At 40.5% G+C, this 15401-nt stretch carries 11 protein-coding genes; 4 read left to right on the plus strand and 7 right to left on the minus strand.

All coding sequences use genetic code 11. From position 1 onward, the window contains the following. Positions 1–88: 88 nt before the first annotated feature. Genes torC through torD form a run of 3 tightly spaced genes read left to right on the plus strand, consistent with a single transcriptional unit; the run spans position 89 to position 4415 of the window. A complete protein-coding gene (gene torC / locus OOA_RS15605) occupies positions 89–1267 on the plus strand; it encodes a pentaheme c-type cytochrome TorC (protein WP_008913131.1) in 1179 nt (392 codons plus the stop codon). After that, complete coding sequence (torA, locus tag OOA_RS15610; protein WP_008913132.1) at positions 1257–3797, plus strand: trimethylamine-N-oxide reductase TorA; 2541 nt, start codon at positions 1257–1259, stop codon at positions 3795–3797. Before torC ends, torA begins: the two co-directional genes overlap by 11 nt. Further along, the gene (gene torD, locus OOA_RS15615; RefSeq protein WP_008913133.1) at positions 3798–4415 is read left to right on the plus strand and encodes a molecular chaperone TorD; all 618 of its coding nucleotides are present in this window, start codon (positions 3798–3800) and stop codon (positions 4413–4415) included. A gap of 382 nt (positions 4416–4797) precedes the next feature. Here the strand turns inward: torD and araD are convergent, their stop codons facing one another. From araD to OOA_RS15630, 3 genes are all read right to left on the minus strand, one after another. Continuing rightward, a complete protein-coding gene (araD, locus tag OOA_RS15620) occupies positions 4798–5493 on the minus strand; it encodes an L-ribulose-5-phosphate 4-epimerase (protein WP_008913134.1) in 696 nt (231 codons plus the stop codon). Positions 5494–5607: 114 nt separating this feature from the next. Then, complete coding sequence (araA, locus tag OOA_RS15625) at positions 5608–7116, minus strand: L-arabinose isomerase (protein WP_008913135.1); 1509 nt, start codon at positions 7114–7116, stop codon at positions 5608–5610. A 63-nt stretch (positions 7117–7179) separates the two neighbouring features. Continuing rightward, on the minus strand, positions 7180–8856 hold the full coding sequence (locus OOA_RS15630; protein ID WP_008913136.1) for a ribulokinase: 1677 nt from the start codon (positions 8854–8856) through the stop codon (positions 7180–7182). 318 nt (positions 8857–9174) lie between these two features. Here OOA_RS15630 and araC point away from each other — a divergent pair, with 318 nt between their 5' ends. Continuing rightward, entirely contained in the window at positions 9175–10065 is an 891-nt protein-coding gene (araC, locus tag OOA_RS15635) for an arabinose operon transcriptional regulator AraC (RefSeq protein WP_008913137.1), read from the plus strand. An 81-nt stretch (positions 10066–10146) separates the two neighbouring features. Here araC and OOA_RS15640 read toward each other — a convergent pair whose 3' ends face one another. The 4 genes from OOA_RS15640 to OOA_RS15655 all read right to left on the minus strand — a co-directional run bounded on the left by OOA_RS15640 (position 10147) and on the right by OOA_RS15655 (position 14638). Beyond that, positions 10147–11112 (minus strand): ABC transporter permease, encoded by a 966-nt coding sequence (locus tag OOA_RS15640; RefSeq protein WP_008913138.1) that lies wholly within the window; start codon positions 11110–11112, stop codon positions 10147–10149. Positions 11113–11114: 2 nt separating this feature from the next. Further along, positions 11115–12089 (minus strand): ABC transporter permease, encoded by a 975-nt coding sequence (locus OOA_RS15645; protein ID WP_008913139.1) that lies wholly within the window; start codon positions 12087–12089, stop codon positions 11115–11117. Further along, complete coding sequence (locus OOA_RS15650; RefSeq protein WP_008913140.1) at positions 12082–13563, minus strand: sugar ABC transporter ATP-binding protein; 1482 nt, start codon at positions 13561–13563, stop codon at positions 12082–12084. The genes OOA_RS15645 and OOA_RS15650 overlap by 8 nt, the downstream gene beginning before the upstream one ends. Before the next feature lie 91 nt (positions 13564–13654). Next, positions 13655–14638 carry an autoinducer 2 ABC transporter substrate-binding protein gene (locus tag OOA_RS15655; protein WP_008913141.1) on the minus strand — a complete coding sequence of 328 codons (984 nt, stop codon included), beginning with the start codon at positions 14636–14638 and terminating at the stop codon, positions 13655–13657. Between the last annotated feature and the right edge of the window lie 763 nt (positions 14639–15401).

Consider the following 15401-nt stretch of genomic DNA (forward strand, 5'->3'; position numbering starts at 1 on the left):
CCGTAAGCTGTTCATCATGACCAGTACCGCCATTCATATTTACTGCATAAGATCTTCTATTATTAACCTTATATTTATAGAGACTATTATGCGGAAACTCTGGAGAGCGTTGTTTAGGCCTAGTGCTCGTTGGTCAGTATTAACGCTAGTTGTTATTGGTATTGTTGTCGGTATTGCTCTGATTGTCTTACCTCACGTAGGAATAAAAGTCACCAGCTCAACAGAGTTCTGTGTAAGTTGTCATAGTATGACGCCAGTTTATGAAGAATATAAACAATCTGTTCATTTCCAAAATGCCTCTGGAGTCCGTGCAGAATGTCATGATTGCCATATTCCACCTGACCTACCAGGCATGATTAAACGGAAATTAGAAGCAAGCAATGATATGTATCAAGAATTTATTGCTCACTCGATAGATACCCCAGAAAAATTTGAAGCTAAACGCGCAGAACTTGCAGAACGCGAGTGGACTCGCATGAAAGAAAATAACTCCGCAACCTGCCGCTCTTGCCACAATTATGATGCGATGGATCACGCAAAACAAAATCCTGAAGCAGCGCGCCAAATGGAAATTGCCGCCAAAGATAACCAGTCTTGTATTGATTGCCATAAAGGCATTGCTCACCAATTACCGGATATGAGCAGCGGTTTCCGTAAACAATTTGATGAATTACGTGCTAAAGCAAATAGCGATGGCGATATACTCTACTCTCTTGATATTAAACCTCTTTATGCAGAAAAAGGCGATAAAGAGCCAGCAGGTTCATTATTACCTGCATCTGAAGTCAAAGTATTAAAACGTGATGGTGACTGGCTACAAGTAGAAATCACAGGTTGGACTGAGAGTGATGGTCGTCAACGTGTGCTATCTGCATTACCAGGAAAACGTATTTTTGTTGCTTCTATCCGTGGTGATGTACAAGAAAATGTTAAAACATTAGAAACGACTACTGTTGCAGCTACAGATACCAAATGGAGCAAGTTACAAGCCACAGCTTGGATGCAAAAAGGCGATATGGTCGACGATATTAAACCTATTTGGGCTTACGCAGACTCCCTTTATAACGGTTCTTGTAATCAATGCCATGGTGCACCAGATAAATTACACTTTGATGCCAATGGTTGGATAGGCACATTAAACGGCATGATTGGCTTTACCAGTTTAGATAAACGCGAAGAACGTACTTTATTGAAATATCTACAAATGAATGCATCAGATACCGCAGGCAATCCGCACCACGATAATGGAGAACATAATGAAAAATAATCATACATTTCAAGCTTCTCGTAGGCGCTTCCTAACTCAATTAGGTGGATTGGCAGTTGCGGGTATGTTAGGCCCATCCTTATTAACACCACGTAAAGCCAGTGCCACGACAGCAGAACAAAGCGCAGTAGTACAAGAAGGGATATTAACAGGGTCTCACTGGGGAGCGATTCGAGCCACTATCGTTGATGGGCGTTTTATCGAAGCAAAACCTTTTGAGCATGATAAATACCCATCGAAAATGATTGCTGGTTTGCCTGATCATGTTCATGGAACCGCACGTATTCGTTATCCAATGGTACGTGTTGATTGGATGCGTAAACGTCATTTAAGCGATACCTCTGAACGTGGAGATAACCGCTTTGTGCGTGTTTCTTGGGATGAAGCGCTAGATCTTATTTATCAAGAATTAGAGCGTGTTCAAACTACCTATGGACCGAGTTCATTGTTAACCGCAAGTGGTTGGCAATCTACAGGAATGTTTCATAATGCATCCGGTATGTTAGCTCGTGCTATTGCGCTGCATGGTAATAGTGTCAGTACGGGTGGTGACTACTCGACGGGAGCGGCACAAGTTATTTTGCCTCGTGTTGTTGGCTCAATGGAAGTCTATGAACAGCAAACTTCTTGGCCACTCGTGTTACAAAATAGCAAAACAATTGTGCTGTGGGGCTCTGATCTTATTAAAAACCAGCAAGCTAACTGGTGGTGCCCTGATCATGATGTTTACGCCTATTATGAACAACTCAAAGAGAAAGCCGCAAGCGGTGAAATTAAAGTGATTAGTATTGACCCTGTAATCACTTCAACTCACGATTATTTAGGCCGCGACAACGTTCAACACATTGCAGTTAACCCTCAAGGTGATGTACCGCTACAATTAGCTATCGCACATACGCTTTATACAGAAAATTTATACGACAAAAACTTCCTCAAAGAATATTGTGTTGGGTTCGAGCAGTTCGTGCCTTATTTAATGGGCGAAACAGATGGGCAACCTAAAGATGCTGAATGGGCTGAGAAAATCAGTGGCATCGATGCTAAAACTATCCGCACATTAGCACAACAAATGGCGGCGGATAGAACCCAAATTATTGCAGGTTGGTGTGTCCAGCGTATGCAACATGGTGAGCAATGGTCATGGATGGTTGTCGTTTTAGCCGCAATGTTAGGCCAAATTGGTTTACCGGGCGGAGGTTTTGGATTTGGTTGGCATTATAATGGTGCAGGTACTCCAAGTCGCCAAGGTGTTATTCTAAGTGGTTTCTCTGGCTCAACTAAAGTACCACCAGTCCACGAAAGCACTGACTATAAAGGCTATAGTAGTACTATCCCTATTGCTCGTTTTATTGATGCTATTTTAGAGCCGGGAAAAGTCATCAATTGGAATGGTAAAAAAGTTAAATTACCGCCACTCAAGATGTGCGTATTTGCAGGTACTAATCCATTCCACCGTCATCAGCAGATCAATCGTATTATTGAAGGATGGCGTAAACTCGAAACCGTTGTTTCTATTGATAACCAATGGACATCAACCTGTCGCTTTGCCGACATTGTGTTACCTGCAACAACACAGTTTGAACGTAATGACCTTGACCAATACGGTAACCATTCTAATCGTGGCATTATTGCCATGAAACAATTAGTACCGCCACAGTTTGAATCACGGAATGACTTTGATATTTTCCGTGACCTGTGCCGCCGTTTTAACCGTGAGCAGGCATTTACTGAAGGCTTAGACGAAACGGGTTGGCTAAAACGTATTTGGAAAGAAGGTAGCCAACAAGGTAAAGGACGCGGTATCCATCTTCCTGCTTTTGATGTTTTTTGGGAAAATGAAGGCTATGTGGAATTTGAACATCCACAGATGTTTATTCGCCATCAAGCATTTAGGGAAGACCCAGATCTTGAGCCACTAGGTACACCAAGTGGATTAATTGAAATATTCTCAAAAACCATCGCTGACATGCAATATGATGATTGTCAGGGATACCCTATGTGGTTTGAAAAAGTTGAACGTTCTCATGGTGGCCCAGGTTCAACACGTTGGCCGCTACACTTACAATCTGCTCACCCTGATTTTCGCTTACATTCTCAGCTGTGTGAGTCACCGGCACTACGTCAATATTATTCCGTTAATGGAAAAGAACCCGTATTCATTAGCCCACAGGATGCTAACGCTAGAGGTATTCACAATGGTGATATTGTCAGAGTGTTTAATGACCGTGGTCAGGTGTTAGCTGCTGCTGTGGTATCTGACCTTTATACCTCTGGCGTTGCACGTATTCACGAAGGCGCATGGTACGATCCGGCCAAAGGCGGTGAGATAAATTCATTATGTAAATACGGCAATCCAAACGTATTAACTCTGGATATAGGTAGCTCACAACTCGCACAAGCAACCAGTGCACATACAACCTTAGTTGAAATCGAAAAATATACTGGGCAATTGGAGAACGTAACCGCGTTTGGTGGACCTATCGAAATGGTGGCACAATGTGAATATGTGCCAGCTCAACAGGTTAAATAAATGACCAAACAAACAGCGTTAACCTCAGAACAGATAGCCTGTGTTTATGCATGGCTAGCTCAATTATTTTTGCGTGAGTTAGATAATGAAAAATTGATACAAATCCAGTCCGACGAAATGGCGGACTGGTTTTCAATGTTACAAAATCAACCGTCATTATCAGACGCAATAACCGGATTAACATCGAAAATAGCGGCACTTAAAGTGCGTAACGATGCTCAACTTGAGTTAGCAGCTGATTTCTGTAGTTTGTTTTTAATGTCAGACAAGCAATCTGCGTTGCCTTATGCTTCTGTTTATCTAAAAGATGAACAGACAAATGAGAAGATAAAACGGTTATTGTTTGAGGCTGGTATGGAAACAGATGAAGTTTTTCATGAACCAACCGACCATTTATCTATATTTCTTGAATTACTCAGCCATCTACATTTTTCATTAGGTGAAGAGGATATGATTCATGAAGAAATTGATGAATTACGCAAGCAAACATTATCCATCTTATTGCAATGGCTCCCTGAGTTTTGCAAAAATTGTCATCAATATGATGAGTTTGGTTTTTATAGTGCATTAAGTCAGTTGTTATTAGCTCTTGTTCAGTTAGATGAACAAGATGAATAAAACAGTATTTCAACGTTAAAAATATCTCTGGCCGATTTATCCTACCCGCTAAGTGTGGGATAAATTAGCCTAATTTATTTTCTTAGATTTTGATCAGTTCGGATTTGGTAAGGTTATTTTAAAATAGCCAAAGTAGGGATCATATAGAACAATAAGAATAAGTAATTTACTCAGAGATGGCAGTCAATAATACGTTAAAATACCGGTGCCTGCCAAATTGATTAACAATAGGTAATCCTAATAACCATATCGGATTAACTAATAATAAGCTCAGCAATATTTATACTGGCATAATCAAATTGTCGTTTATTTTGAATGACGATAAACCTGCTCGATTACTTATTAATTCTGAGCAGATTCTTATCCCGACAATTTCGTTAACTTACTGACCGTAATATGCATTTTTACCATGTTTGCGTAAATAATGCTTATCCAACAGCTCTTTCTGCATGTCCGAGAGTTCTGACGAAAGCTGACGAGTAAATAGGTTCATATACGCAATTTCTTCGAGTACAACAGCGTTATGCACTGCGTTATTTGCATCAGTTCCCCATGCAAAAGGCCCATGAGAATGAACCAGTACTGCGGGGACATCTTTTGGCATAATTCCGCGCGATGTGAACGTTTCGACGATCACACGCCCAGTTTCTAGCTCATATTGCCCATCAATTTCCTGTGCAGTCATAGGTCGAGTACAGGGAATCGAACCATAAAAATAATCAGCATGCGTCGTACCCCATGCAGATAAATCTCGCCCAGCCTGAGCCCAAATCGTCGCATGTCGCGAATGTGTATGTACAATGCCCCCAATATCAGGAAATGCACGGTATAACGCTAAGTGCGTATCTGTATCTGAAGATGGTTTTTTAGTACCTTCAACCACTCTTCCTGAATCTAAACTCACAACAACCATATCCTCCAAAGTCATGTGTTCATATTCAATACCAGATGGCTTGATGACAAAAATATTGTTCTCGCGATCAACTCCACTGACATTTCCCCAAGTAAATGTCACTAAATTATGGCGAGGTAATGCTAAGTTAGCGTCTAAAACCTGTTTTTTAAGTTGTTGGTACATATCACTTAACCTTTTATTTTTAGACTGTTAACGGTAAAACATTCCTCACCAATAGCGTTATCGACTTATCGATCGCGCAATCTGTGGCAAAAAAACAATAATACCATCAGTCAGTTAACCACATAATTTGTAGTAAACCTCATTCCAGCGAATTTCGTTTTTAAATGCAGGAATTCGGGTTTCCTCATCTATCACTAGCATTTCAATGCCGCACATTTCGGCATAGATACGCAGGTATTCAATATCCAATGCTTGAGTAAATACGGTGTGATGTGCACCACCCGCTAAAATCCATGCTTCAGCAGCAACCGGCAGAGAAGGCCGTGATTTCCAAACTGCATGAGCAACAGGTAATTTAGGTAACGTATGAGGAGGTACAATGGTATCCACCGTATTCACTATCAAACGAAAACGATCTCCCATATCAATCAAGCTGATATTTAATGCTACGCCTGAATTAGCCGAAAAAATCAAGCGAGCAGGATCGTCTTTACCGCCAATACCAAGATATTGCGCATCGAGCAACAGTTTTTCTTCACAGGCAATAGAAGGGCAAACCTCCAACATATGAGCGCCCAACACTAAGTCCTTACCTGCTTCAGGATCAAAGTGATAAGTGTAGTCCTCCATAAATGAGGTTCCGCCTTTCAAGCCTTGAGCCATGACTTTTGTGATGCGTAATAATGCAGCCGTTTTCCAATCACCCTCAGCACCAAAACCATAACCTTGCTGCATTAAACGTTGTACCGCTAAACCTGGTAGTTGCTTTAAACCATATAAGTTTTCAAACGTTGTGGTAAACGCACCAAAATTACCTTGCTCAAGAAATTTCTTCATACCGAGCTCAATGCGTGCAGCATCAACTAAATTATTGCGTTTAGAGCCATTGACTTTCACTGCATCTGTAAGCCGATAAGAGGCTTCATATTCATCAATTAACGCATTCACTTCGCCTTGCGAAATGCTATCCACGACAGATACTAAGTCACCTAATCCATAGCCATTAACGGCATAACCAAACTTAATTTGAGCTGAGACTTTATTGCCTTCGGTCACCGCCACTTCACGCATATTGTCGCCAAAACGGGCTACTTTCAGCTGTTTGCTCTCGTGAATACCCACCGCAACACGTATCCAACGGTTCAACTTTTGATGAACATCTTTATCTTTCCAAGAGCCAACAATGGCGGTGTATTCATTACGCATACGTGCGCCAATAAAGCCAAATTCTCGCCCACCATGAGCGGTCTGATTTAAATTCATGAAGTCCATATCCATGGACTCCCATGGAATAGCATTGCTATATTGCGTATGTAATTGCAGTAATGGCTTTTCCAACAAATTGAGGCCTAATATCCACATTTTTGCCGGAGAAAACGTATGTAGCCAAGTCACTATCCCCACACAATTATTTGCATAGTTGGCTTCACGGCACAGCGTTGCAATTTCATCGGGAGTGGTCGCCAATGGTTTCATGACTAATTTAACTGGCAATCCTGCATCTTTATTTAGCCCTTTTACAACCTCTTCGGCTTGCTGTGCGACCTGCTTCAGAGTCTGTTGTCCATACAGATGTTGACTACCAATAACAAACCAAACTTCTGACTTTTCAAAGATGTTCATCTCAACTTTCATAGTGTAAGCCTGCCTGTTTAGTGCAATAGTTATAAGTACAATAACTCTACACTACTCAACATTGGCGGCATAGCAAGGTTCAGCAACCTGACTCCATTTTTGATAGCGTTGATAAATTTTTTCATATTGAGCTGAACGGATTGGATCCGGCAGCATTGAGCGTTCAATTGGACTAGCCATATGCTGTTGAGCTTCTTGAATTGTAGGGTGTACCCCCGCGGCAACAGCGGCAAAAATTGCAGCACCTAATGCACAACATTGGTCAGATGCAACAATCTGCAAGGGACGATTCATAACATCTGCACAAACCTGCATAATTACGGGTGATTTACGTGCGATCCCACCGAGGGCAAGTACATTTTCAACCGGAATATCTTGTTCAACAAAACACTCCATAATCGCGCGGGCACCAAATGCTGTTGAAGCAATAAATCCGCCAAATAAAGCTGGTGCATCAGTTCCTAAATTTAAATCAGTGATCACACCTTTTAAGCGCTGATTGGCGAATGGCGTTCGACGGCCGTTAAACCAGTCAAGTACAACGGGTAACTTATCTAATGAGGTTTGTTGAGCCCATGCATCGGTTAATGCAGGTAATAATGTTGATTCTATCTGTTTGAGAGTTGCCGCAAGCTCTGGATTTTGTTGAGATGCATGCTGTAATGGCCAGCTTAATAAGCTACCAAACCACGCATACATATCACCAAATGCAGACTGCCCAGCTTCCATGCCAATGAGTCCTGGAACAACACTGCCATCGACTTGGCCGCAAATACCTGCAATAGCGCGATCACCCACATGCTGATGCTCAGTCAATAAAATGTCACAGGTTGATGTGCCAATCACCTTTACTAACGTATAAGGCTGAGCTCCCGCACCAACTGCACCCATATGGCAATCAAATGCACCACCAGCAATCATAACTTTATCAGGGATACCAAGCCGTTCGGCCCATTCTTGGGTGATACGCCCTACTGGTTTTTCTGCTGTATAAGTATCCGTAAAAAGAGGGTAATCGAGATCGTTAACTAAAATAGGATCTAACGTTTGAAGAAAGTCTCTGGGTGGTAAGCCATTCCAATCTGCATGCCATAACGCTTTATGTCCTGCAGCACAACGGCTACGCTTAATACTATTAGGTGCTTGAGTACCACTTAATAACGCAGGAACCCAATCACACAACTCAATCCAAGATACCGCAGCATCACGTACGGCATTATCGATGCGCGAGATATGGAGGATTTTGGCCCAAAACCATTCGGATGAATACACGCCACCAATATAGCTGCTATAGTCGTTAAAACGGCCACTACGACATAACCGATTGATTTCCTCTGCTTCTTCAATAGCGGTGTGATCTTTCCATAAAACGAACATTGCATTGGGGTTATTAGCAAATTCTGGACGCAAAGCCAAAACTTGCCCATTGTTATCAATAGGTGCTGGTGTTGATCCCGTCGTATCAATACCAATGCCAATAATATTTTGTCGTTGCTCAGGTGTTAACATAGCAACGACAGCTTTAATTGCTTGCTCCATGGATTCAATATAATCCAATGGATGATGACGAAATTGGTTATTTGATGGATGACAAAATAATCCCTGGTGCCAACGCGGATAATAAATAACTTCTGTTGCAATTTCAGAGCCTTCTATGCAGTCAACGGCCAGAGCACGTACAGAATCACTACCAAAATCCAGACCGAGAGCGATCGCATCTTTTGACATAAAAAACCTCAAATTCAACAGTAATAATAATTAGATCCGTACCATAAAAAAAATTTACTCAATCAGCGAGGAGCGGTTAGCTAGAAATATGTACGATCCTGCTTTCTTCAAATAAATTGTGACTTAGTTCAAAATTACAGGTGGTTAGGTGCGGACTAAATGTGTAGATTTGGCTTCGTTTAACACTATGAATGATGATAATTTAATCAGTCTAGAAAATTAAAATTTAGCCAAAAGATAATGTCAAATATCCATACTATTGCGTTATGATGCCGCATAGCCTGTTACTTGTTATATTGTCAGTTGCGAGGAAAAAGTGTGTATCAACGAACTATACCTGACTCACAGCCAGATCCCTTACTGCCGGGATACTCTTTCAATGCTTATCTAGTAGCGGGCCTAACACCTATTGTTATAGATGGGCCTCTTGATTTTTTTATCGACCGCGCCTTCGGCATGAAAGGCTATATTTTAAATCTTACAATTAAGGGGCAAGGGCAAATATTTGACGGGGAAGAGACCTTTTATTGTAACCCTGGAGATATGTTGCTGTTTCAACCTAAAGAACCACACTATTACGGCCGATCGCCGCATAGTGATTGCTGGTATCACCGTTGGATTTATTTTCGCCCTAGAGCGTATTGGGCCGATTGGTTAGAATGGAGCAACCAGACAAAGAAGGTGGGGCGTTTAACACTGAAAACGGCTGAGCTACAAGACGAATTCGAGCAATTATTTATTTCAATTGATCAAATTCATCAGTCAAGACGGCGCCTGTCAGAAGAGTTCGCCATGAACTTACTCGAACGTTTATTGTTGCGTAGTATTGAAGAAGAACCGCAGTCAGCGCATACAATGATGGATCCGCGAATTATCGAAGCGTGTCAGTATATGACCAGCAATTTAGCGGATGATATTCGTATCGAAGATATTGCTAATCATGTCTGTCTTTCACCCTCTCGGCTTGCGCACCTTTTCCGCGAGGAGATTGGCATCAATATGTTACGTTGGCGCGAAGACCAGAGAGTCATTCGAGCTAAATTATTGCTACAAACAACCCAAGAATCGATAGCCAGAATTGGCCGAATTGTTGGCTATGATGACCAATTGTATTTTTCACGAGTATTTCGTAAACGAGTTGGCGTTAGCCCAAGTGATTTCCGCCGCCGTAATATAGAGTTGATGATTTATCCCGATTCTGAAGGCTAGTTTACCTCTTGAAATAAAAATGGGGCACTGATGAGTGCCCCATTCACAACAAGATAGGTTGCCTATCAAAGATGTAAAATATTAGCTTTTAGAAAACAGCTGGGGAATATTAATCCCTTTCAAAAAAATGAAGGCTAATAGTAAGCTGCCCCATAGCGCCATTGTAATATAACTGCTAACACCGAGAATATTTAAGCCACTTTCTAGCATTTGCAGCAAAATTAGCGCCATTACGATACCAAATACTCGCCCAAAACCACCATCAGGATTAATACCGCCTAAGACTACCGCCAGAATAGAAACTAACAGATAAGACTCACCATAAGAGGCTTTAGCAGAGTTAAGCTTTGACATCATTAATAGCGCAGCAATAACGCATAAAACTGAAGACAAAATATAAACCCAAACCAGCGTTTTACGTGTATTAATACCTGAATAATAAGCAGCTCGTTCATTTGAACCAACCAAATAAAGAGTTCGACCAAAAGTTGTTTTCTCTAAAATAACCCACACAACCGCCACAACAACCAAAAACACGAGCAGTGGAGCAGGAATTCCTAGGATGTTTGCGCTATTAATCCCTAAGATATATTCAGGGAAATTAGAAATAGCCGAGCCCTTGGATATCAAAATATTGATACCATTAAGCAGAGTCATAATACCCAGCGTCGCAAGAATAGGTGATACTCTCACTACCGCTATCAGAAAACCATTAATTGACCCAATGACTAGCGCCATGGCTAAACCAGAAAGTATCACCAGGACAAAGCTACTGATCGTCGGCGGATAATGAGTTGCAACCCATGCCATCACTAAACCACAGGCGTTCATCGTGGCAATAATCGATAGGTTAATCCCACCGGTAAGCATAGTAACCGCCATTGCTAATGCTAATACACCAAGCACTGGTATCTGAGTGGCAATAGATTGAAAGTTAGCTGAAGACCAAAAAATGTTTGGAATCAAAAAGCTGAAGGCAACCACTACCGCTGCAATTAATAAACTCAGGTAAATCTCAACATTATCTTTTACTTTTTTTGCGCTCATGATTAAACCCCCTGACTCTTACGCTGGCTCCATGCAGTCATGCTAATACTGATTACGATGACTAAGCCAGTTACCACGGTATGCCAATATGAAGAGATACCTAACAAATTAAGACCATTTTGTAGTACGGCGAGTAGTGTTACCCCGAGTAACGTACCTAGCAATGTGCCCTTTCCACCAATAATGCTAGTGCCGCCCAATACAACTGCGGCTAATACTGTCAGCTCATAGCCTAGCAAAGAGTCTGGGGCAACAGTCAAGACAGTTGCTGATTGAACAACACCCGCAATACCGGACATTAGCCCCATATAACCATAAACAAATAATTGCAGTTTAAATATGCCAAATCCCATACGAGAAGCGGCTTCTTTATTTCCACCCATCGCATATATCATGCGACCCACACTGGTTTTATTCATAATGACTGCAGTTAACGCCACAACAGCGACTAAAGTAATAATTTGCAAACTTAAACCATAGTCGTAGCCATCTGCTGCAGTAAATTGAAAGAGCATTACCCCGTGTTCAAACCATTCAGGATAGCTATATAGCCAAACACCTTTAGTCAGATAAAGGAGTAATCCATAAAATATATTCAGCGTTGAGATGGTAATAATGATTGAAGGTACTTTTAGTCGATTAACTAACGCCGCGTTAACTAATCCCAATAGCAAGCCAACGCCTCCAGACAGAGCAAATGCAATCGCAAAGTTGCCAGTAGTGCCTTGAATTAAGGTCACCATAATATATTGAGAAATAATAACCATCGCCGGAAACGAAATATCAATCCCGCCGGATATCAGTACAATAAATAACCCACACGCTAAGATTGTTAGCATTGCGTAGTTATTTAATAAATCGTACATATTACTTAGTGTCATAAAGTCATCGCTGGCAAACGATAGATAGCCACCGATGATAATAATGATTAAACCTAGAAATAATTCGTGGCCTTTAATACCGAATTTGTTAACCATTAACCACCTCAGACAGAATATTTTCTGTTATTTCCCCAGGTAAGTAGGAAGATGTTATTTCACCTTTACGCATCACTAAAATCCGATGACTGTTAAAGAAAGCTTCATCAATTTCATCGGTAATCATCAACACAGCGATACCTTTTTGCGCTAGCGCTGAAATTATCTGATAAATCCCCGCTTTATTCGCAATATCCACCCCCACTGTGGGCGCATCAAGAATCAAAACTTTTGGATTAATCGCGAGCCATTTGGCAATCGCTACACGTTGAGCATTACCTCCTGATAACGTGTTGACGGGTAGGTTTACACTGCCAATTTTAATCGTGAGTTGCTCAATTAAATCAACGACAACCTTGTCGGCTTTCGGTTTATTTAGCAGTTGTAATGGTGTTTTCAATCGATTTAAAATTGTTGAAATTATATTATCGTTAATTGATTGCTCCATTACTAAGCCTGTGCTCATACGGTCTTCCGATACATAACCGATCCCTGCTTTAATGGCATCTCGGTTACTCGAAAAATGCACAGGATGACCTGCAAGATGAATTTCCCCGCTATCAGGCTTAGTCAGCCCAAATAGACTAAGGCAAAGCTCAGTTCTTCCAGCTCCTAACAATCCGGTAATTGCGACGATTTCACCTTGATGTATCTGAAAAGAAATATTGCGATATTCTTGCCCACGACTAAGGTTTTTCACTTCTAATGCAATGTTATTTTTTTGGTGAATTGGCGGTAATACGGCATAAGAAAACTCTTTGCCAGTCATTAGAAATGCGAGCTTTTTATTATCAATGTCTGCGGCAGGATAAGTACCAATCCATTTCCCATCTTTTAATACCGTAATGCGATCGGAAATTTCCATCACTTCATCAAGGCGATGACTAACGAAAACGACACAGATATTTTTTTTCTTAAGATCATGCACTACCCGTAATAGCCCTTTTACTTCTTGCATAGTTAAAGAGGCTGTAGGTTCATCCATAATAATCAGTTTGGCTTCTTGTGAAAGCGCACGACAAATGGCGACTATTTGCCGCTGAGCAATGGGTAGAGATTCAACTGTCGCATCGAGATCTAGCTGCGTATCAATGCTTTTCAATGTTTGTTCGGCTATTCGACGTATTTCTCGTTTATTGACGAGAAATTTATGATGGTATTGATGAATACCAATATTTTCGGCAACGGTTAAATTAGGGAATAATGATAAATCTTGATAAATAACCTGAATACCCGCTTTAACTGAGTCTATCGGTGATAGCTGTGAATACGATTTTCCTGCAATAACAATGTCTGCGCCCGTATCCGGTTGATAAACACCCGATATAATCTTAATTAGCGTTGATTTACCACAACCATTCTGTCCAGCTAAACAGTGAACCTCTCCAGGAAGTAGCGTCAATGCCATATTATCGAGCGCCTTCACACCGTAGAAGGTTTTGCTGATATTACCCAGTGAAATAAATGGTTCCATTTCGACCTCTTATAGGCTGATAATTTTTATATTCAAATACATACGTCCTTGCCATTCACGTTCGGCAAGGACGTATTTGGAACGATAATTCTTAGTACAAACTATCTACATTATCTTTTGTAACGCGTAAAACTTTATGGAATTTGATGATGCGTTTATCCATATCAACATCGGCTTTACCAAGATTAGGAATTTCTAAATCTTGAGTGATCTCTTCGCCTTTAAGAATTTTGTCTGCAACTGCAGTTAATGCATAACCCGCAGAAGCTGGATCATAAGTTACGCCCATTGTGATATCGCCACTCTTAACGAGAGATGCGGCTTGAGATGGGATCATCATGCCAAAGACGAAAACTTTATCGCGTGCACGTTTCTCTTTCACTGCACGGCCAGCTCCAATTGGGCCCTGTGACCCAAATGCCACTACCCCTTTCATCGTTGGATGAGCTTTCATCAGGTCTAATGTAGTGCGACGTGCATCATCAATATTTTCCGCTACAGGCATTCGGCTAGTAACTTCATACATTTCTGGATAATGTTCTTTTTGGTATTTAACAAACAAATCGGCCCATAAATTATGCTGAGGCACTGTCAAGCCCCCGACATAAATAACATAACCGCCTTTACCGCCCATTACTTTCGCCATTTCCTCGACATTATCAGCTGCAAATTTTTCATTATCGATAATCTCTACGTCCCAGTTAGCACTTGGTTGTCCCGGCGACTCGTTAGTTAATACCACGATCCCTGCTTCACGTGCTTTCTTGAAGACAGGCTCCAACACGTTGGCATCATTCGGTACGATAGAGATAGCAGATACTTTTTTAGCAATTAAATCTTCAATAATTTTAACCTGCTGAGGGGCATCAGTACTGGATGGACCAACTTGATAAGCATTAATTCCCAATTCTTTCCCTGCTTCAGTCACACCATCACCCATGCGATTAAACCAAGGCATTCCGCCAATTTTTGAAATATTTACCACTTCAACTTCTTGTGCGATTGCCGCTGTAGAGCACATAATTAACCCCAGTAAACTGGCAGATAATAGTTTCCCTAAATTTATTTTATTCATCTCATACCTCTGTCCGGTGGTCAAAATAACGGGTAATCATTTCATTATTTATCTTTAGATAAACATTTAGCGTTTTCTTTTTTTTCATTGTAATACTGAGTTCGCATCAGCTAAAAAAGAATGTTTTTATTACGATTATTGAGGAAACATTCGTGTTAAAACAAAGGGGTTACCCTTAATAACTCTTTATTCTCTACGATGCTAGTTGTACAACCTATCACTGCACATCAATACGATGGATAAAAATATCGTTATAAACGATGTTGTGTATCTATCTGGCAATAAAGCTTATTTTAACATTCCATTAATAATGGTTTACTCGTTGTAGAAATGTAGAGCTTTAATGCTCAAACAGTTATGTAATTATTGGTTGTTTATATGGATATTTGCGCCTACCTTCTAGTTTGAGAGCAAGATCACAAATATTATGATAGCTAAATTCGCGATTTCTTCATGCTGATATCAAGATGATTTAGTACAGTAAGAATAATTAAGCTTCCTCACTTGTTGGGTATTTATATCGTAATAAATAACGGTTAAAACATCCTTATTACATCTATTTTTTTAATTACTTAATCCTTAGCTGATATATTTAAATTAACGAATTATTTAATGTTTAATACAAACTAATAGTTTAAAATCAAAAAATAAAAATCAATTTAACATCATAGAGTTAAAAACAATGAAAATATTAAATAAGAGAAAAATGAAAATTAATAATTAGCACATAGCCTATTCATTAATTAAATCACTAATATAACTA

Origin of the sequence: Providencia burhodogranariea DSM 19968 (assembly GCF_000314855.2) — a bacterium.
Classification (GTDB): domain Bacteria; phylum Pseudomonadota; class Gammaproteobacteria; order Enterobacterales; family Enterobacteriaceae; genus Providencia; species Providencia burhodogranariea.